The sequence below is a fragment of the Methylomonas sp. MED-D genome (assembly GCF_050276835.1).
Classification (GTDB): Bacteria; Pseudomonadota; Gammaproteobacteria; order Methylococcales; family Methylomonadaceae; genus Methylomonas; species Methylomonas koyamae_A.
Window position 1 is genome coordinate 126,738 of sequence record NZ_CP189966.1, and the last position, 18,300, is coordinate 145,037.

18 protein-coding genes and 1 pseudogene are annotated in these 18,300 nt (G+C 52.7%); 10 read left to right on the forward strand and 9 right to left on the reverse strand.

The features are described from left to right. Position 1: 1 nt before the first annotated feature. Positions 2-250, reverse strand: a complete 249-nt coding sequence (locus ACQE3E_RS23755; protein WP_427501693.1) for a hypothetical protein — start codon at positions 248-250, stop codon at positions 2-4. Between the two features lie 267 nt (positions 251-517). Here ACQE3E_RS23755 and ACQE3E_RS23760 point away from each other — a divergent pair, with 267 nt between their 5' ends. Together ACQE3E_RS23760 and ACQE3E_RS23765 are read left to right on the forward strand one after the other, a co-directional pair. Then, entirely contained in the window at positions 518-1,588 is a 1,071-nt protein-coding gene (locus tag ACQE3E_RS23760; RefSeq protein WP_427501694.1) for a helix-turn-helix domain-containing protein, read from the forward strand. An 85-nt stretch (positions 1,589-1,673) separates the two neighbouring features. Then, the gene (locus tag ACQE3E_RS23765; RefSeq protein WP_427501695.1) at positions 1,674-2,060 is read left to right on the forward strand and encodes a hypothetical protein; all 387 of its coding nucleotides are present in this window, start codon (positions 1,674-1,676) and stop codon (positions 2,058-2,060) included. A gap of 531 nt (positions 2,061-2,591) precedes the next feature. Here ACQE3E_RS23765 and ACQE3E_RS23770 read toward each other — a convergent pair. From ACQE3E_RS23770 to ACQE3E_RS23785, 4 genes and pseudogenes are all read right to left on the reverse strand, one after another. Further along, on the reverse strand, positions 2,592-2,834 hold the full coding sequence (locus ACQE3E_RS23770) for a transposase (protein ID WP_427501696.1): 243 nt from the start codon (positions 2,832-2,834) through the stop codon (positions 2,592-2,594). Between the two features lie 106 nt (positions 2,835-2,940). After that, positions 2,941-3,129, reverse strand: a pseudogene (locus ACQE3E_RS23775) (transposase); the annotation flags it as partial. A 22-nt stretch (positions 3,130-3,151) separates the two neighbouring features. Continuing rightward, complete coding sequence (locus ACQE3E_RS23780; RefSeq protein WP_427501697.1) at positions 3,152-3,394, reverse strand: type II toxin-antitoxin system RelE/ParE family toxin; 243 nt, start codon at positions 3,392-3,394, stop codon at positions 3,152-3,154. 83 nt (positions 3,395-3,477) lie between these two features. Then, positions 3,478-3,753, reverse strand: a complete 276-nt coding sequence (locus tag ACQE3E_RS23785; RefSeq protein ID WP_427501698.1) for a type II toxin-antitoxin system Phd/YefM family antitoxin — start codon at positions 3,751-3,753, stop codon at positions 3,478-3,480. Positions 3,754-4,528: 775 nt separating this feature from the next. On the opposite strand from ACQE3E_RS23785, the gene ACQE3E_RS23790 reads away from it, so the two are divergent. After that, on the forward strand, positions 4,529-7,762 hold the full coding sequence (locus ACQE3E_RS23790; RefSeq protein ID WP_427501699.1) for an LGFP repeat-containing protein: 3,234 nt from the start codon (positions 4,529-4,531) through the stop codon (positions 7,760-7,762). A 209-nt stretch (positions 7,763-7,971) separates the two neighbouring features. On the opposite strand, the gene ACQE3E_RS23795 is transcribed toward ACQE3E_RS23790, so the two are convergent. Genes ACQE3E_RS23795 through ACQE3E_RS23805 form a run of 3 tightly spaced genes read right to left on the reverse strand, consistent with a single transcriptional unit; the run spans position 7,972 to position 9,307 of the window. Beyond that, positions 7,972-8,484, reverse strand: coding sequence for a FlhC family transcriptional regulator (locus ACQE3E_RS23795; RefSeq protein ID WP_427501700.1), 513 nt, complete (start codon positions 8,482-8,484; stop codon positions 7,972-7,974). A 14-nt stretch (positions 8,485-8,498) separates the two neighbouring features. Beyond that, on the reverse strand, positions 8,499-8,768 hold the full coding sequence (locus ACQE3E_RS23800) for a flagellar transcriptional regulator FlhD (RefSeq protein ID WP_427501701.1): 270 nt from the start codon (positions 8,766-8,768) through the stop codon (positions 8,499-8,501). Between the two features lie 2 nt (positions 8,769-8,770). Next, entirely contained in the window at positions 8,771-9,307 is a 537-nt protein-coding gene (locus ACQE3E_RS23805; RefSeq protein ID WP_427501702.1) for a transglycosylase SLT domain-containing protein, read from the reverse strand. Between the two features lie 153 nt (positions 9,308-9,460). Between ACQE3E_RS23805 and ACQE3E_RS23810 the strand changes: the two genes are divergently transcribed. After that, positions 9,461-9,631, forward strand: coding sequence for a hypothetical protein (locus ACQE3E_RS23810; protein WP_427501703.1), 171 nt, complete (start codon positions 9,461-9,463; stop codon positions 9,629-9,631). On the opposite strand, the gene ACQE3E_RS23815 is transcribed toward ACQE3E_RS23810, so the two are convergent. Next, positions 9,618-10,586: a hypothetical protein gene (locus ACQE3E_RS23815; protein ID WP_427501704.1), complete on the reverse strand. Its 969-nt coding sequence runs from the start codon at positions 10,584-10,586 to the stop codon at positions 9,618-9,620. The two genes, ACQE3E_RS23810 and ACQE3E_RS23815, sit on opposite strands and share 14 nt — an antisense overlap. A 186-nt stretch (positions 10,587-10,772) precedes the next feature. On the opposite strand from ACQE3E_RS23815, the gene mobI reads away from it, so the two are divergent. The 6 genes from mobI to ACQE3E_RS23845 all read left to right on the forward strand — a co-directional run bounded on the left by mobI (position 10,773) and on the right by ACQE3E_RS23845 (position 18,292). Continuing rightward, positions 10,773-11,738, forward strand: a complete 966-nt coding sequence (mobI, locus tag ACQE3E_RS23820) for a conjugative transfer protein MobI(A/C) (protein ID WP_427501705.1) — start codon at positions 10,773-10,775, stop codon at positions 11,736-11,738. Between the two features lie 1,150 nt (positions 11,739-12,888). Continuing rightward, positions 12,889-13,338, forward strand: a complete 450-nt coding sequence (locus ACQE3E_RS23825; RefSeq protein ID WP_427501706.1) for a hypothetical protein — start codon at positions 12,889-12,891, stop codon at positions 13,336-13,338. Positions 13,339-13,352: 14 nt separating this feature from the next. Then, positions 13,353-15,440, forward strand: coding sequence for a MobH family relaxase (mobH, locus tag ACQE3E_RS23830; RefSeq protein ID WP_427501707.1), 2,088 nt, complete (start codon positions 13,353-13,355; stop codon positions 15,438-15,440). Then, positions 15,437-17,281 (forward strand): conjugative transfer system coupling protein TraD, encoded by a 1,845-nt coding sequence (traD, locus tag ACQE3E_RS23835; RefSeq protein ID WP_427501708.1) that lies wholly within the window; start codon positions 15,437-15,439, stop codon positions 17,279-17,281. Before mobH ends, traD begins: the two co-directional genes overlap by 4 nt. Next, positions 17,259-17,663, forward strand: coding sequence for a hypothetical protein (locus tag ACQE3E_RS23840; protein ID WP_427501709.1), 405 nt, complete (start codon positions 17,259-17,261; stop codon positions 17,661-17,663). The genes traD and ACQE3E_RS23840 overlap by 23 nt, the downstream gene beginning before the upstream one ends. Beyond that, positions 17,660-18,292, forward strand: a complete 633-nt coding sequence (locus ACQE3E_RS23845) for a DUF4400 domain-containing protein (RefSeq protein WP_427501710.1) — start codon at positions 17,660-17,662, stop codon at positions 18,290-18,292. The genes ACQE3E_RS23840 and ACQE3E_RS23845 overlap by 4 nt, the downstream gene beginning before the upstream one ends. Positions 18,293-18,300 lie beyond the last annotated feature (8 nt).

Sequence of the window (18,300 nt, forward strand, 5' to 3'; positions counted from 1 at the left end):
TTTAGCGTGATGAGTAGTGTGACCGATGAGATGAGTGAGAAGCATGCGAGCTGTGAGCAGCCACAAAAACGCCACCATTTTCGACAGTTGGTCTATCAATCACAAACGGCAATTGTGAGGTTTGTTTCTCGATTGAAGCGGTGTCCAGCGTTGGCATTTGATTAGTTGCGCTTTCTGGCAAAGCCGCTGAGGCATCAGCAGCAATTGATACAGCCAAAACCGATAAAGAGGTCAAAAAGCTTTTTTTCATATCCATTTTCCAAAATAGCGATTCAAAAGCGAATCGTTGCTAGGGTATCTAATCAGGCGACGCTTGTCGAATTGTGTATCAGTTAAGTATTCATAACCAACAAATAGCTACACTTGAAACCCAAAAAAATCCCTGATTTATGAATGTGCACCGCCAAAAGCGTAGTGCCCTCGACTACACCAGCGACGAAATAGCGCTGGCTTGATGTGGTAAAAAAGTTTACATTAATCACTATATTTATAGTTTTTGTAAACCCAAGAGGCCACCATGTTAGGTGAACGTCTACACCGCGCCCGGAAGGCGGCGGGTTTGGGGTTGCGGGCTTTAGCCGAACAAGCGGACTTGAGCCACACCACCATCAGCAAGTTTGAAAACGAACTGCAAACCCCGTCTTCCGCGCAACTGATCAAATTGTCGAAAATTCTGGGCGTGCGTACCGAGTATTTCTTTCGCCCGCAAACCCTGACTATCGAAGGTATCGAATATCGTAAGAAAAGTAGCTTGTCGCAAAAGAGCTTAGCCAAAATCGAGGCGGACATCAGTGATCAGGCCGAACGCTGGCACGAATTGCTGGGTTTATACCCGCAATCGCCCATCCAACCGTTTGCCTTGCCCGCCGGTTTGCCGGAACGCATTGAGGATCCCGAGCAAATCGACAGCCTGGCGGAAACCGTGCGGCTAGCCTGGAACCTGGGCTTGGGTTGCATCCCGGATATGATCGACACCCTGGAAGTTCATGGGGTGATGGTGATCAGCAGTTGCGTGGACGACAGCAAAAAGTTCGATGGTTTGGCGGGCATGATTAACATTTTGCCGGTGGTCGTAGTCGGCGCAAATTGGACCGGCGACCGCCAACGGTTTACCTTGGCGCATGAATTGGGGCACTTACTGTTAAAAGGCCGCTTGGATGCGGCATTGCTGGCCGACGAAGAAAAGCTGTGTAATCGTTTTGCCGGCACGTTTTTGCTGCCCAAGCCAACGCTGATTGAGCATTTAGGCGCTAAGCGCCACCGGCTGGAATTGAACGAACTGTTTATGCTGAAACACGAATTTGGTTTGAGCATGCAGGGCGTTTTGTTTCGTGCGCATCAAGCTGGCATTATTACGCAGGCCACGTTTCAGGCAAGTTATATGGCCTTTAGCTCTAAGGGGTGGCGCAGTTGCGAGCCGGGCAAACCATATCCCGCCGAGCAAACCCTGCTGTTTAAGCAGTTGGTCTATCGGGCGCTGGCCGAAGACTATTTCAGCGAATCCAAAGCCGCTGAATTATTAGGGCTACCGGTAGCGAAATTCCATCAACAACGGACGTTAGATAGCCTTGAGCCGGTTACTCATTAGCGACGCCAATATCCTGATCGATTTGGAAGAGGGCAGTTTGATTCGAGCTCTATTCAAGTTGCCTTATCAGATTCAAGTGCCGGATATGTTGTTCGCCGATGAATTGGAAGCCGATCACGGTTATTTGCTGGAGTATGGCTTGCAGTTGGGCGAGTTAACGCCGGCGTCAATGGTTGAGGTTGAAGAGCTGATAGCCAAGTATAAGCAGCCTAGCCGCTATGATTGTTTTGCGTTGATGTTGGCCAAGCAGGAGCAATGTCCGTTACTGACCGGCGATCAAAACTTGCGCAAGGCTGCTGAGCAGGAATTTGTTGAAGTAAAAGGCACGCTGTGGGTTGTGGAAAGCTTGATTGGTCATGGCATTATTGACGTTGGGGCGGCCCGCATCGCATATGCACAGATGAAAGAAAACGGCCGACGCTTACCTTGGGAGATGGCCGAAACCCGCTTAATCGAGATGCAGGCCAGTTAGTCTAAACATTATCCAGATAGGACAAAGGAAATGAGCAATAACAAACGGCGAAATTGCATTGACCAGTTATTGCAGGACTCAAAGCTTTACAAATCGGGTAATGAGTTTAAACAGGTTTTGGAGTTCGTCACTCAATTAGGCCCAGTGGGAGCGAAGCTACAATTTGACGAGATATAAGCAAAAGCCACTTTAGATGACTATGGATGGCCGCTTCATTAACAATTACACTCTTTGTTTGCACTAACATTTGGTTGTTTGTGCGACTTCGCATAAGATTAGGTTATGTTAAATAATGGAAATTAACCGCTTGATTTTTGTAATAAAGACAAGCGTTTACATCGGGATTGATTTCGCTCTTTGCTTGGAGCCTGTCGGACAATAACCTTAGCCGCCTGATTTTGTGGGGCCGCCCGGCAAAAGAAGCCGGTGGTGCGGCTCGCAAAACAAATTACCGGATGTCACCCAGCCAAAAGCCGCCTAATCTGCTCGGCATACCAGGCAAACTGGCGAGACTTTGACGCTCATTCCAGCTTATCCGGCCGCCAGCACGTGCATCCGTTTCAGATTGTAAGCTAAGGCGACCAGTTTCCATTCGTCCGATGTCGCTTGCAGGCCGCGCAACGAGAACTGTCGAAAGCCCATGATCGGTTTGATGACGCCAAACACCGGCTCGACGCTGCATTTGCGCTGTCCGTAACAGGCGAGTCCCTGTTGGGTTTTCAAGGCATGCACCATGTTGACCACCGGATCGCCGGTGTGGGGGCGCGGGCGCATCGTCCGCGAGGCGCTCTGCCAAAGGTAGATGATGCGAATCTCGGCCCAGGTCGGTCAGAGGCGTGATGCCTCGGTCTTCGCAAACTTTGACATTGCCTTGGCGGAAGTAGCCGTTATCGGCCAGCAAGGTATCGGGTTTGCCCAAATCGCTTTCCAATTGGGCTACTTCGTCCAGCATCGGTTCGACTTGCGGCTTGTCGTTGGTGTCCTGCGTCAGCGTGACCGTCACGATGAGTAGGCTGTCAACATCGACGGCCGCCTGGCCGTTGTACTCCTGGGAGCACAGACAAGTCATCCTTGAATTTGGGGTTGAGCAACTAGAGTGCACCGATCAAACGCTGGGTTAACAAGGTTTGCATGTCGCGTCGCCCATCCAAGATGGCATGAACGACGACTTGATCAGGCTGATTTTGATAAATGATCCGGTAGGGGTTTACGATGAGTTGGCGGTATTGCCGAATCGCCAATACCAGAAGTTCTTTCAGCACAGTGCGGCGTTCTTCCAAATCGGCAAGGCTGTTGACGGCGGCTTCAAGCGTATCGATGATTTTTGCCGCCACCTTATCACTGACTTCGATCAGTTAGTAATCATTGATGGTAAGTAAATCGGCTATGGCCGGTTCTGTCAATCGTATCGGAACGCTCATGTCAAGCCGCGCCGCGCACGTAAACAGCTAAACGCCTCCGCGCTGGAAACCGTCTTGCCTTCGGCGAGAGCCTGCTGACTCTGCGCCAACATTTTTAGCAAGGCCAGGGATTCCTGGGTCTGTTCGTAATCGGCAACCGACTGCACCACCATCGCAGCCTCGCCGTTTTGGGTAATGACCAGCGGCTGATGTCCGGTTTTTAACTTTTCGATGACTTCGGCCGCATTGGCTTTTAAGTAACTGATGGGTTTAATGTTTTCTGATAGTTTCATTTTGCACGACTTCTGAACTAATAAATTCAGATCGAATTAAGTCCCGATTATAGCCTCTACGCCGTCAACATACCGTCTTGTAGGGGGTAGGCTAGTGAGGGTTTGGCAGAATTGGTGAAATTGGTGAAACTAAAGCCGAATTTTCACCAATTTGGGAGGGGCTATTGGCTGCAAGCTCTGTCATGCGTAGTCGTACCAAAAGAACTGCGCTGCTCACGCAAACGACTAACGCTGATGACCATTATGCGTCAGTGCCAGTACGAATGTACTACTACAAACGTACTTATTTACAAAAACCATTTTTTCTCTGTAGTATTTCACTAGCGTTATTTCTTAGTCGATTGATGCAGGCCAACCCTCCAATGTGTGCCCTTTCAAGTTGCGAGGATCTTTCAATGAATTGGTAGCTACCGCTACTCGATAATAAAAGGAGACTGTCATGACGTCCATATCCCTGGATTCTCCCGCTGACGGCGATGTGATAGAAGCTCCACTGGGTACTTCGAGAGTAGTCGCCTTCTCAGGCAGTTTCCAAGCATTCACCGATCCACCAAACTCGGCCACTGTTAGTTTGGTAGTGGATGAGCAACGCATACTGGCCTCGATCGACCTAGAGAATGGCACTTTCCGAGTCGATGTGGCCCTCAATAGCCCTAGTAACCCCACGATACACGCTATCCTTCAGACCCGGATTTGGATTGAGCCTACACATGGACAGACGGGAGGACATTGGCGTACAACCGGGCAAACGGATTCCAACCGGGTCACCGTAACGGTGACATCGACCCACCCAGACCCTGAGTTGGTCGTCGCGTGCCGTTGCGTCGATTCCAGAAGCCTGCCTCTGGTCGGCCTCACCATCGAAGCCTATGACCAGGACCCCAGGAGCCCTGACGACAAATTAGGCACGACGCAATTGACCGATCCAAACGGAAACGCGGTCTTTCGTTTCCATCGATCGGACTTCACCGAGCATCCCGGCGAGCGAAATCCGGACGTGTACTTCAAAATCGCTCTGGCCGGCAATCCTTACAGCTACGTTTTACCGGGTGAGCGTAACGACCGTGGCGTGTTGCGCAATTTCACGCCGCGTCCCAATCCGGTCATCATCCAGGTACCCGACTTACGAGGATATATCGTGCGCGGCGCAATACTTGCTAAATGGCTGAGTCTGGGCGCACATACTGGCTTGCTGGGCAGACCTGCTAGCGACGAGACCCAAACCCCGGGCGGGGGCGGATTTTTTAATCATTTCGATGGCGGCTCCATCTACTGGACCGAACGCTGGGGCGCCTTCGAGGTTCACGGCTTAATACGGCAAAAGTGGGCCGATTTGAGCTGGGAACAAGGCTTTCTGGGCTTTCCCGTCACCGACGAGTTAGACATTCCCGATGGCAGCGGCGGCCGGTACAACGTATTCGAACATGGCATTGTCACCTGGCATCCGGGTCAGACTGAAGCGGTCGCCGAAGCTCATCATTACGAACGCATTTATGCGCAGGTTAGGGCTCAGATAATCGGACGCTTCTTCGCCATCGGACACGAAGGGCGTCGCAATCATTTGGTGGTCCGCAACCGCCTGCAGGCAAGCCGCCTGGAGGACGTAGATCGTTGGAATATCGTCGAGAGCTACGGCGAGAATCCGTTGATGGACGGCGCACTCCTGCATACCGCATTGGCGATTGAACTCGATGCGGGAAATGCCGAATCGGCCAGGGTCTTGAGTGCTGCCCAACAAACGCTGGATTCCTTGTTTAGCTGGAACGAAAACGGGGCGAACTCGGAGGCGCGCTTGCCGACACGCTGGGATGCCGGTCTGCCCATTTACAACGAAAACGAGCCGGACGTCCGGGGAGACCAATTCCTGGATGTGGGCGATGGCGTCTATGCCAACTCGCTGCCGGCCAGCCATTGGTACCATCATCCAAGACGCGATCCCGAACTCCTCACGCGCTGGCTTGGACCGACCGAAGCGCAGGCTTACAGCGACCGCCAATACCGTTACTGGACGCGCTACCGCCGTTGGGAACTTTCAATGGACGAGTTGACCGGCCTAGTCGCGTCCTGCTGGATAATCTCCAAGCTCGCCGGAAATGACCAGGACATTTCGAATACAGCGAGACGCCAGGCCACCTGGCTGGGGAACTACCTGGCGGATAACGGCTATCTGTTGGTTCGACCAATGGGGGGGCTCACGTGGCGGGGGGCTACCGGTCTACTGCCAGTTTTGGAGCACCCGTTTTCGCGTGCGCTTCAGTTTGCGGCCGGCGGCACCGCTTTCGGGTCGCGCACGAACTTTCGCGGTGCCATGGAACGGGCCGGTTATTGGCCCCTGCTGGAAGGCCCCATCGCTGCCTCCCAGGTTATCGGCTGGATATCGCTGCCAGTCGCACTCTCTTTGCTGGGACCCGTCATCAGCACGGCGCTCGGTGCCGTACCGCCCTTGACCCTCGATCTGACCTCCTTGGTTTCCAGATTGGGCATACTTCCGTCCACGATCTTCAGTGCGCTCGCGGTAATGCAGAACGCCAGCATCTTCGACATCAAAGAGCAGGACGAAACGCCGGCCGCCTTGTTATTTCGCGATGTGCTCGACAAGGCACTGGCCTATTCAACCTTGACCACAGGGCAAGCCGCTTTCGCAACGTATGACAAGTGGTCTGTCAATTTCCATAGCTGGATAGGCCTGACCGGGATAGACGATGCTGATACGACGGTCCGCGATACCTTCGCGGAATGGTTTCAAATCCGCCAAGCCCATCCTGAATTGGAGCCCGAAGGGATTGGCAGCCGCACGCTGTTTGCCCATGGCATCGCGGCCTTGGCGTTCAACGACGATGCCAGCGACGCACGTTTGGTAGCGATGCTGGAACGCGTCATCGTCGAATTGTTTCGAGACAGCTATTTTGCGCCGCAACTTCCCATCGTCATAGACGGAGGCGGAAACCTTAATGAAGTTTGTGGTCACTCGAGCGAGACTTCGAGTCATTCTCCGCTGGATTTGCTGGCAGGGTTGGCTCTGGCCTTCTGGCATGCAAAGCGTCGTATACAGGACGGTAACCCGGTTACCACGTCACGGTTTCCCGCGCCGCTAGCCGCCAACCGCTTTGGGTTCTGGCCCAAGATTACGGACGCCGCCGGTCTGGAGTTATTTGGATTGCCCCTGGTGCCGCGCCGACCCGTGCCAATTCCGATCCATGCTTGGGGGCCTGCAACCCAGACGATTTGCGACATCCGCATTCCGATAGGCGCGGCCAGTCCCGGCGACGTGCCGACCGGCATCACACTTTATCCCGGTTGCGAGATCCAGATCGATGCCAGTGGGCAAATCTGGGGTGGCGGCCTTCTCGATCCCTCCAATGGGCCGGAAGGCTTAACGCGGCTGGTCGCCGACAAAAACTGGCCGCTGCATGTAGGGCTAGACCCCGCAGCAAAAGCGTTTTGCCTGCTTGGTCGGCTCAACGGCTACTTCCGCATTGGCAACGGCATGGTTAGAAGCCCTTGGAACTATCACGAGCCGCGGAAATTGTTTCTAAGGATCAACGACGACAGGCCTGGCGATGGAAACGGGCAATTCGAAGTGCGTATACGAGTCTGGGCGCCGGAAAATCGCCCGGCCTCGGATGTGTTTCAGCCTGTTAACTTCCTGCGTGATGGTGACGTCCTGCGTACATCGGATGCGGCGGATTTGATCGAAGTGACCGTGGAAGAAGGCGCCGTGCCAAACGATCGAGTCGAGTTCGTTCTTCAGACGCCCGCCACCGTCACTTGGCGCAAAGAAATTGTGATCCGTGAGAATGCCACGGACCCCGGGGTGACCATTGCAACCCACGATGAAATCCATGTTGCTGCGAACGGACTGTACCTTTACCAACTTGCTAGTGCCACTCTGACATTCCGTAAAGACAAGGGATTCTTCGGCGGTGGCGTACAAAACGTGGCCACTTTGAATGGACTGAACGAGATAAATCCCGGAGCCCGCCTAACCTTCAAGTGGGTGCACGATTAGCAGGTGTCGGTGTTTTCGGTCACCGTTGCTTTAAATGGCTTCTATCGCAAATTTACAGCAGACCCAAAATGACTGGTCTTGAAAACGAACTTTCCCTATCTAACCACTTTAAGCTTGGGGAAATACGCCACTAGGCTGACAGATAAGCGGCTCGAAACGCAACGACCCCCGGGTTTTTGACAAACAAATTGGTTGGTATACTTAACCGCTCACCTGTTTCCGGCGTTGCAAAACGGGCACTTTTTTGCCAAGCGGCTATCGTCGCAGGCTAAATAGTGTTGATTGCACTGACGACAGTTTGCAAAATAATTCGTTGACGCCCGAAAGTCTCTGGTCAGTGCCCAGGCTTCGTTGATGGTTCGAGGATGTATATCGAGCGCTTCGTTAGAACACTGAGGGACCAAAAGCTTATAAATGTCCCACGAGTCCATGACCAATTTCACGTCGATGGAATTTTCAATATCTTTATGTAATTTTGAGTAAATACGCATGAATAACGTGGCATAGATTTGGTTTTTGCGGTTGGACAACACGTAGGCCGATGACGGCAACAAACCTGAGCTCGGCGATTTATTATGAAGTGTCTTATACAGCTTGCGTAACAAAATCTTTGAGAGCTGCGTATGGATATAGACGATTGATGTCCTAAAGCCGGCCTTAACCATGTCATACGCCAAGCGGTGTTTGTCGAACACTGAAATTGCATCGTTATTCTGGGCCATAAATAAGTATCCTTTTATTTAAAAATCTCTACCAGGGTTTTAGGATCAAGCGTATTCGAGTCTAGAATTTTCTTTAACTCATCACATTCAAAACGCGGTGAGAATAAAAAAAATCCCACTTTGGATAATTTGATAATGTCTTCAATACTGGCCGTTTTTATTAAATGCGCCGCGTCATTATCAACGCCCATGAGGATATGTAGCTTACTGGACTGATCGTCCAACATATGCTCTCGAATGAACAACAGAAGCTTGAGGTTAAATGCTTCAATCGCATCGGTCATGATTAATCTCCAAAATACGTCCTAAGCGCATTGGCAATCGATAAGGCTCTTTGGCCGTAAAGATAGGCACGGGCTAATCGCTCCGGCTCGTTTCCATAACCGGCATGATATCGTCCTAGACCCAGCGCTCTGTCACTGGGCTCGGATCGAATGGCCTCGGCCAGAATGTCGGCACCGATTCGTAGATTCACGTTTGCATCAAAGAGGCTGCGGATGTCGTGGACTCGATAGCCATGCCACTTGATGTTCACCTGCATTAAGCCGATATCGATTGATCGAATCCCTTTGTCTAATTCACGCTCTAGGCTCTGAAGCGCTTCGGCATGGGTTTGAGGCAGCATCGACTTGCCGGCCGAGTTGATCGCCCACGGCCAAGGCGATATCGTTCTGTTACCGCTGTATTTCGATGATTCCATCAATGATACGGCATACAATTCAAAGGGGTCTAGCCCTTTTTCCATCGCAATTCTTCCCCAGTCCGATTCAGTTAATGGGTTAGTGTAAGCGTTAGCCGACAGGGCGCTCAAGACGCAGATCATCCACACTTTTCGCATACTCAGTGCCTACTCTTATAGAAAAACACAGGAATCAAAAAACGCAATAGCGCAAGTCGCTATTGTTCGGCATTCAGACTTGACTTGAGCTTCACCAGAGTCTGATTCGCTTCGAGCCGGTTTGGCGGCGTGTCAGGCATGGCTGACACGGTTTGTAGACCATTCCGCGCGCTGACGACGCCGAGTGTCGCCAAGGTCCGCAGCCTTTCCGCCCGGTCCCTGGCCGGTGTCGTTTCGATCGCTGCATACAGTTCCGGGGAGGAGCCTGAATTGATCGTAACCAATATTTTCATCATCACGCTCGGCTGAAATAGAAAAAGCCGAGGGCATTGGCCATCGCCGGCTGCGCCGGCAGAAATACAGGGTTCGAGGGGAAAATACACCTGGCGGCTTCTTGATACAGGGCGCCGCCGCCGCCCGCGAGCAGGACGATATCCACGGAAGCTTTCTCGCGCCGCAGCGATTGTTTCATCGCTGCCAAGGCTACCTCCGCGACCGATTGCGCGGCCGCAGATAAATACGCCTGGATTTCAATGGTCTGTCCCAGCAATAACACTGTGGTGCCACCGGCTCTTAAGACGTCCTCGATTTTTTCCGGGGGAAGATGGCCACCATAGTCTTGGCAAATCAGTTCGCTGGTTTTATCGAGTAAGACCGACATGGCTTCCAGGCTGGTACCGGACGATGCCGTCACGATTTCGCCTTCGTTCAGTAGTACCCAATCCACCGAGAAGAACCCCGGATCGATCACCAGCACCCGTCCGGCGTTGAGCCGTTGGTCTTGCGTGCTGAACAGTTGTTCGACAAAGGCGCCGACGGGTTGCGGGATCACTTGAACGCGGGCCACGCTCATTTGGCGTTTCGGCGTGACCTGATGAACGCCGGTTAATTGCGCAGCAAGTGCATCCCGCGCGGATTTGTCCTGCCATTGGGAGACGGGCAGCCCGGTGGTCAACACGTCGATGTGGGGTTGTTCCGTAGCCAGCAAGGCGGCGTGGAATAGCGCTCGATAGGAGGGGGTCGCCGCATAGTCCCGATGTAGCGCCCGGTTCCAGTTGCTCAGTTTACTGACGCTGATGCCGGCGCCCCAGGCGGTGCCGTCGACGTTGACCCGCAACGTATCACTTGTTCGATCGATGGCTTGCGGCAAGTGTTCGATGGGAGCGGCGCCGGCCGGGAATAGGCGGGTGGTGGGAAGCGATTGATGCTCGCCGAAGGCGATTTTAACGTTCGAGTAGCCGATATCTAAGCCAAGTATAAACATGTGAATGAGTGTCCTGTCGATTGCGTAAGGTTATAGCGACTGATGATAGACGCGTGTCGATCTTAGCAATTTTCAAACAAGAAACCCGCTGGCTAGATGCTTTTAAAATGCACTTTGCCAGCGGGTTTGTAAAAGTCAATACGCTACCATGCCCCCTTTGCTATACCGATAGGGAAGGTCTTTCTCATGGTGAATCCACAACCCAGCCAGGCGATCGAGCCCGCGGTCTATACGTACTATCAAGCCACGCCGGCCGTCTGCGCCTGGCTATTTCATCAAATAGATCAGTTGCGAGAGCAAGCGCAGGCAGTCGTTAATCGATATACGGAAGGTTATATTGAATTGATTCGCCAAAATTCCGCCGTCGCTAGATACCCTCTGGGAATCAAGCTTGAATGGACAGCGGATGACAAACGGCTACTTGGTTGGGGCGTCGGTCGTTGGTCAAATAACCAGTTTATTGAAACGCGATTATTCGCCCTTCCAAAAGATCGGTATCGATTTCACTATCTCGATCACTTTTTGGCGAAAGCGCCTCTGGAATTAAAGACATTGGTATTCGAAACGGAAGATCAATTAGAATCGATCAGAAAATTTAATAAAAGACTGACTGTGATATTAGAATTATTGGTTAAATATACATTAATAGCCTGCCACGTAAACAAACAGGAAACCAAGCAGAATCTAGACGCTGTAAGGTATGAGTTAAAACGGCTATCAAGCATTGAAGACGCCGCGAACAGTTTTTCCAATAATGATGCATTAAAACTTTGGTTGTGTGATCAAGCCGCGCTGTTGGAAAAAGAAGCCGAGTATTATGTCAGTTATTACTGGAGTAATAACAAGAAAGACTATAGTTTGGAAACGCCGTCAATATCGTTAGGCTTGAGAATTAAGAGCAACCGGGGGAATTCGATCAGCATCGAATGGTACGAGGCTAAATTTCTCGGTCAAAAGGCTATCGAAAAAAAGCGTTATAAAAAGCCGAGAAACGTGCATCACTATTCGATTTTGGAAAAAATCGTCCAGGCACAGCCGGAATGGTTTGCAAAGCTTGTGATCGAAACAGAAGATGAGCTTGCCAGAATCAGGAAACAGATGTGGCTTTTAGCCGGCATTAAAGAGGCATTGCTGGACTATCAAAACGTTTAAGCGCGTGCTGTATTGCCCTTTAAACGGGCGGTTGCCAATCTGAATAGGCACTGGATTGGCTTGTATCGGGTTGGCGTTCGCAGCAACGTGAGGTCGGATGCGCCGCAAAACCCGTCGGGATAGGTTGGTTTCGAGATTTTCCGCGTCCGGGTTGGCGCTGCCGATCTCTCGCTGGGGTCTTAATCGGGTAACGCATCGTGCAGATCCAGGGTAACCGATAAAAATCGCCCGATTCATTTTCTGGTCAAAGTCGCTTATCACGGCGACTGTCGATCTGAAAGTCGACTCAAAATCGACTCGGCGTGGGAAAACACTTGAAATTCGGTAAAAATCGATTGGTGTCGATTGTGCGTCGATCTCGAGTCGATTCGTCTTCCATTTTTCGGTCAAAAAGCAACCATTGCACGTCAATCACCGATAACTTAGCGACCCTGATAGGGTGAACCCCTGTTCCGGTTTCAGGTTGAATAGGGTCGGCCGGGATATCCCAAGCGGTGTAAAGGGCGCTTCTTAAGACCCCGATTTCCACCACGCGAATTCCAAAGATTCCCGGCCGAAGCCCACGATCAGGCAGGCGTAGCCTAGCGAAAATATTTCGCCGGAATGGGGCGGCCAGCTAAAAAAAATAATGGAGCAGAGCGCGCAACTGATTGAATGGGAACTAGAAATAGAGAGTTTAAAAAATTAACTAACCGCTGAAAACCATTGTCTGGTTCAGCAGGCCGCACCATTATTTTTTTTAACAGGCTGAGCCATTCGTTTTTTAAAGGGGCTGCGCCATTGCATCCAGTGATGTAACCGACTGAAAGTTAACAGATAGTGGTGGTTTGTTGCCGGCGAGCGCCGTTCGCTGAATGAAAGTGGCCCAGCCATATCGCTCAATAGCTCAAGTTTTAAACGATATTGCTCCATTAGATTTTTAACCGCCAAAAACCATATTTATAAAATGGTGCAGGCGGTTTAACAAAACAATGGTGCAGTGCCTGTGACAAGATTGCAATGGTGCAAGTCGTTTAAATACACATGAGTGGGAATCGAGAAACGGGGATCAGAAAACCCGCTGGGAAAGTGCATTTCTGAAGCATTTAGCCAGCGGGTTTCATTTTTCGAATGCGATATGCTGGTCTGACCCACAACTGAGGACAGGCCGATGCGGACAGCGATATGCTTACTTTTTCCCTTAATTGCCGGTTGCGCGCAGGCACCCGTTGATCAGCTTACCTCGGCGCAAGTCATTGCATCGATGGCGCAGACCAGGCCGCAACCTCACTGGCGGCTGAGCATGGATGCCTTTGCCTCGGAAACGGGCGGGGCGGCGGTACGGCAGTCGTCGATGGAGCACGTGGTCACCCGGCAGCCGCAAACCGAAACCCGCGGGGCAGCGGATGGCACCGGACTCGTCACTCGCCCGCTCGGCGAGGCGGATCTGGCGGACACTCAACCAAGTTGTCAGACCGATTCGGACGACATTGAAAGAGCTTGGCGAAAGTATTGCCGGCACAAACTGGATATGACCGACTGCGATCGTGAGATCGTTCGTACCACCACTATGCCGTCTCGATTGAAGGCGTCGTGCGATCCGAAAAGTCTAAAGAAATAATTCGGGCATCGGCGATGTTAGCGAAAATACTGAACCGGATTTTAGGGGCTACCGAGCCGGAAGAAGACGTGCCCCGTTACCCGCCATTTGCCAAAGGCTTGCCGGTGAGGCAACCCCAGAAAATATTGGAGTCCCAAGCGGAGTTAATTCAAAAGATCAGACATTATTTGAGCGTAACAGACGAGGAATATCAACAGCGGGTATATCCATTAATATTGAATTACGCGCGATTTGTGCATTTGTTGCCGGCGTCTGAAAAGCATCACCATCGAGGGGCGGGCGGTTTATTCCGGCATGGACTGGAGGTGGGATACGAAGCCGTTTATCAGTCGCACGGTGTGTTATACGGCATCGACGAAACGCCGGCAAAACGCAAACAACTCACGCCCCGCTGGCGGCTGGCGATATTCATTGCCGGCATGTTGCATGATTTAGGTAAACCGGTCACTGATATGGAAATTAAATCGGAAGACGGGCGGCATACCTGCAATATCCTGGGGGATGATATTGAGACTTGGGCAAAGAAACTAAGAATCCAGCGCTATTATCTGCATTGGCGAGCGAATCGTCATGGCGACCACGAGATTGTCTCGGCGGCATTGATCAATAAAATCATCTTCGCAAGCGTTTCAGAATATTTAAACGAATATGGCCCAATCATCTATAAAGAAATGCTGCTGACGATTGCCGGTACGCCGCATCATTCAAAGATGTTTGCGTTGGTGATGGACGCGGATTACAACAGTGTTGAAAGGGACCTCAAGGAAAACTGTATTCCCATCGACCCGTCGATCGGGGCGCCCATCGAATGGTTCATATTAGATGCCATGCGGCAACTGGTTAAAAAGGGAAAATGGACCGACAACGTCAAAAGGGCGACCGTTTGGCGATTGAAAGAAGGCCTGTTTATCGTCTGGGACGAAGCGGCCGAGGAGATTTGTCGCCTGATCACCCAAAACAATATTCCCGGTATTCCGAAACACCCGGATACCTTAGCCGACATCCTCTTCGATCGTCAGCTGGCCGTTCCGTATCGAATGGACGCACGCGAGGTAAGGCGTTATTGGACGATTCAGCCGGATTGCCTGGATACGCCGCTCAGAGTGCTTAAGTTGTCGGACCCTCGGCACGTGTATCCCGAAGCCGCACCCTTAATTGTCAACGGACAGGTGATCCACATCGACGATCAAGACGGGCAGCCTGATCCGATAGCAGGTATTGACATCGTGGCCGCCACGTCAGCCCGCGCTGACGACAACGTATCCACGCCTGGGGCGCCGCATCACCCACTGTCGGCACCGGAAACAGCGCCGGGAGCGGTCGTCGAAACCGAGGCGCGGGAAGTGCTTCAAGTCGGCACGCCAAACCCGGCGGCATCGAGTCATGCTCAACCGAGCCCACCGACGGCCATGCCGGACGCATCGGAATCGAGGGAGGCAGCAAAGCATGCCGAGATTCAAGCCGCCAGGCAATGGCTGGCGGCGAAATCCGAAGCGGGCGCCGTGCTGACGCAAAACCTGGGTCCGGCATCGGCCGACTATTTTCTGGTCCAACCCAAAGGTCTGGTGTTCGTTTTGCACCAGCCGCTCGCGGCTCGGCTGGGCCAAGAGCCCATCGAGATCGTCAGGACACTGGATGCGGCCGGCATGATCGAAGTCGATTCCCGCAAACCCATGGTCAAGGTGACCGAGATCGGCGGCGTCAAAGGCGTTTTGCTGAATAAGGCGGCCAGCCGACATCTGGCCGTGTTGCTAGAACCCGCCGAAGCCAAACCGGTATCCCAACCAGCTCGTTACGCCACCGAAGACGCCCCGGACGCCGATCACCCGCCAGCCAATTCCGGCGAGATCTCGGTGAAGAATGCCGGACACCGCGATGATACCCTTTCGATTGAGTCCCTGATTCACTTGATTAAAACCTTCGAACTGCCGATGGCTGTGAAAGAGACCGAAGATACCTTTACCGTGGATTTAGCCTTACTAAGGCAATATATCGAGGATAAAGGGCTAATAGAATATAAACAATTAATAAAGCAAGCCTTTAATCGAGCCGATATTGTTGTCGACAATATCAACAAGCGCTTCATCGTCAAAAAGTCATGAAAGACGAATATGACTATCAGCTACCCTGGCGACCCAATTACGAAGTCACCGCGATTGTGGTCTGGTTCGCCTTTGGACTGGTGGCGTATGTCATGGTGATCTTTTCCGGCCTGCCGCGCGAACCGTTCAACGGGCTGATGGCGGTGTGTCTCTTGATGGCGGGCAGACGCCTGCCGGCATCGGCTAGGGTGTGGTATCGCAAGTACCGGCTCAAATATTTCAAATTCCAACGCTTCAACGTCGCCAGTCTCGCCGGGATCGTGCGACGCCATCCCGACCAATGGTGGCTGGGTTGGGGCTTCGAGTGGAATCAGCAGCACGCCCAGTTGGCCTACGACATCCAAAAACGCGATTTAACCGGCTTGATTCCGGTCAATCTTGATCGGATGGGGGCGACCTGGATCCACGGTCTGGGATTAAGCGAAGGCTACATCCGGCAAGCCATTGCGCATAGCGCCGGCCACACCCTGATCGTTGGCACCACCGGCGCCGGCAAGACCCGGCTGTTCGACATCCTGGTCACGCAGGCCGTACTGCGCAACGAAGCCGTGATCATCATCGACCCCAAGGGCGACAAAGATTTGAAATGGTGTGCCGAACGTGCCTGTCAGCTGTCCGGTTCGCCGCAGCGATTCGTCTACTTCCATCCGGCCTTTCCGGACCAGAGCGTGCGCATCGATCCTTTGAAAAACTTCAATCGCTCGTCCGAGCTGGCCAGCCGAATTGCCGCGGTCAGTCCCGGCGAGTCCGGGTCGGATCCCTTCAAGGCCTTCGGCCAGAAGGCGCTGGACAATATCGTGCAAGGGCTGTTTGCCGCCGAAGAACAACCGTCCTTGGTGAAACTTCGCACCTATCTGGAAGGCGGCCCCGTGCCCTTGGTCATTAAAGCGCTGGCCCGTTATTTCGACAAGGTCCTCGATTTCGAATGGCGTGCCAGTGTGGGTTTGAAGAAGCAGGACTTTAGCGATAAAACCGCGCAGTTGTTGGTCAGGTTCTATCGGGAGCGCGTGCAGGCGGAACAACAGAACACCGACCTGGAAGGGCTGATTTCCATGTTCGAACACGACCGCACCCATTTCAGCAAAATGATTGCCTCGCTGTTGCCGCTGATGAATATGCTGACCTCCGGCAGCTTAGGGGCCTTATTGTCGCCGGATCAAAGCGACGCGAACGATACGCGGGCCATCACCGATGCCGCCGAAATCATTAAAGGCGCCCAAGTGGCCTATATCGGCCTGGATTCCTTATCGGACAGCATGGTCGGTAGCGCAATCGGCTCCATCCTGCTGGCGGATCTGGCGGCCGTCGCCGGCGACCGCTACAACCACGGCATCGACAATCGGCCGGTCAATATCTTCGTCGACGAAGCGGCCGAGGTGATTAACGACCCGTGCATCCAGCTCTTGAACAAAGGCCGCGGCGCCAAATTCCGACTGTTCATTGCCACCCAGACGTTTGCCGACTTCTCGGCCCGATTGGGTTCCGAAGCCAAGGCTCGGCAAATACTGGCCAACCTCAACAACCTCATCGCGCTTCGCGTGATGGATGCCGAAACCCAAACCTACATAACCGATAACCTACCCAAAACCCGATTGAAATACGTCATGAGAACCCAGGGCGTTTCTACCCATTCAGCAAATCCAGCGGTATTTTCCGGAAATATCGGCGAACGGTTGATGGAGGAAGAGGGCGACTTATTCGCTCCGCAGCTATTAGGCCAATTGCCCGATCTGCACTACATCGCCAAATTGTCCGGCGGCCGCATCGTCAAGGGCCGCCTGCCGATACTCATTTCTGAATTGGATAAGGAACACACGAATGTCAAATCCCAAACGGCGTAAACCCGAAAAACCGATGGAAGTAGTCCAATTGGAACGGTGGCGCAAATTAAACCGGTCCGAGAACACGGAATTGCAAATCCTGGAACTCGACTGGCCGGTGGCCATCGAGATCATCCAGTGCGCGATCAAAATCCTGCTCGAACACGGCCAGGATGCTGAGCAACAGGAAACCGCCATCACTGAGATGATGCTTAAAGTGCTGACACGGTATGCTCGGGCATCCGCGCAAGCTCATCCGGATGACGGCTTCCGGCTGCACCAGACGGTGCACGCCCTGCAAACCTGTTTGTCCGAGCGGTTAGCCACGGAAGTACCGATCGACAGGTTGGTGACCAACCCCAGAGTGATGGCCATCCTTGAGCGTATTTCGGCGGTGTCATGACCAAAAGCCTCTTTGTCACCTTCATCTTGTGGATCGCCGAAGTGTTTTTGGTGGCGGTATTGGTCTCCGATCGCTGGCTGACCGATATGCAAGACACCGAAGACCGGATGATCGTCGAATACCTCGGCGCCGATCACGATCGGCGCATCCGCGAGGAGGCCACCTCGGTATTCAATGCCTTATTGGTGCAAACCGGCATTCAACAAAACGTTTACCACTTTTTCATACCCACGACAGCGGAGCGCGAGAAATCGGTCGGATTTGAGCATTTTGGGCAGACCGATTATTTCCCGTTTGTCCAAAGCAAATTGGACGTGTTGTTCGGGACCTTTTACCAATCGCTACGGCGTTTGTTTTTGCTGTTGTCGTGGTGGCCGTTTCTAATCGCCTCGGTTATCCCCAGTGCGGTGGACGGCTTGATACAACGCAAAATCAAGCAATCCAACTTCGATTATTCCAGTCCTCTAGCGCACCGCTATAGCTTCTACGCCGTCATCGGCATCGTGTACTTGCTGCTGCTCGGCTTGACCTTCCCATTTCCGATTCCGCCTCAAGCGATGCCGATCGCCTGTGTCGGCATCGCCTTGGCGATGAATATCTATTTCGCCCACACCCAAAAACGGGTATAGCCAGGAGC

What these genes read in the sequence shown, in the direction of transcription:
- ACQE3E_RS23755 (WP_427501693.1), bottom strand. Translation starts at nt 250, where the DNA reads ATGAAAAAAAGCTTTTTGACCTCTTTATCGGTTTTGGCTGTATCAATT.
- ACQE3E_RS23760 (WP_427501694.1), top strand. Translation starts at nt 518, where the DNA reads ATGTTAGGTGAACGTCTACACCGCGCCCGGAAGGCGGCGGGTTTGGGG.
- ACQE3E_RS23765 (WP_427501695.1), top strand. Translation starts at nt 1,674, where the DNA reads ATGTTGTTCGCCGATGAATTGGAAGCCGATCACGGTTATTTGCTGGAG.
- ACQE3E_RS23770 (WP_427501696.1), bottom strand. Translation starts at nt 2,834, where the DNA reads ATGCGCCCGCGCCCCCACACCGGCGATCCGGTGGTCAACATGGTGCAT.
- ACQE3E_RS23785 (WP_427501698.1), bottom strand. Translation starts at nt 3,753, where the DNA reads ATGAAACTATCAGAAAACATTAAACCCATCAGTTACTTAAAAGCCAAT.
- ACQE3E_RS23795 (WP_427501700.1), bottom strand. Translation starts at nt 8,484, where the DNA reads ATGGCCCAGAATAACGATGCAATTTCAGTGTTCGACAAACACCGCTTG.
- ACQE3E_RS23800 (WP_427501701.1), bottom strand. Translation starts at nt 8,768, where the DNA reads ATGACCGATGCGATTGAAGCATTTAACCTCAAGCTTCTGTTGTTCATT.
- ACQE3E_RS23805 (WP_427501702.1), bottom strand. Translation starts at nt 9,307, where the DNA reads ATGATCTGCGTCTTGAGCGCCCTGTCGGCTAACGCTTACACTAACCCA.
- ACQE3E_RS23810 (WP_427501703.1), top strand. Translation starts at nt 9,461, where the DNA reads ATGGCTGACACGGTTTGTAGACCATTCCGCGCGCTGACGACGCCGAGT.
- ACQE3E_RS23815 (WP_427501704.1), bottom strand. Translation starts at nt 10,586, where the DNA reads ATGTTTATACTTGGCTTAGATATCGGCTACTCGAACGTTAAAATCGCC.
- mobI (WP_427501705.1), top strand. Translation starts at nt 10,773, where the DNA reads ATGGTGAATCCACAACCCAGCCAGGCGATCGAGCCCGCGGTCTATACG.
- ACQE3E_RS23825 (WP_427501706.1), top strand. Translation starts at nt 12,889, where the DNA reads ATGCGGACAGCGATATGCTTACTTTTTCCCTTAATTGCCGGTTGCGCG.
- mobH (WP_427501707.1), top strand. Translation starts at nt 13,353, where the DNA reads ATGTTAGCGAAAATACTGAACCGGATTTTAGGGGCTACCGAGCCGGAA.
- traD (WP_427501708.1), top strand. Translation starts at nt 15,437, where the DNA reads ATGAAAGACGAATATGACTATCAGCTACCCTGGCGACCCAATTACGAA.
- ACQE3E_RS23840 (WP_427501709.1), top strand. Translation starts at nt 17,259, where the DNA reads ATGTCAAATCCCAAACGGCGTAAACCCGAAAAACCGATGGAAGTAGTC.
- ACQE3E_RS23845 (WP_427501710.1), top strand. Translation starts at nt 17,660, where the DNA reads ATGACCAAAAGCCTCTTTGTCACCTTCATCTTGTGGATCGCCGAAGTG.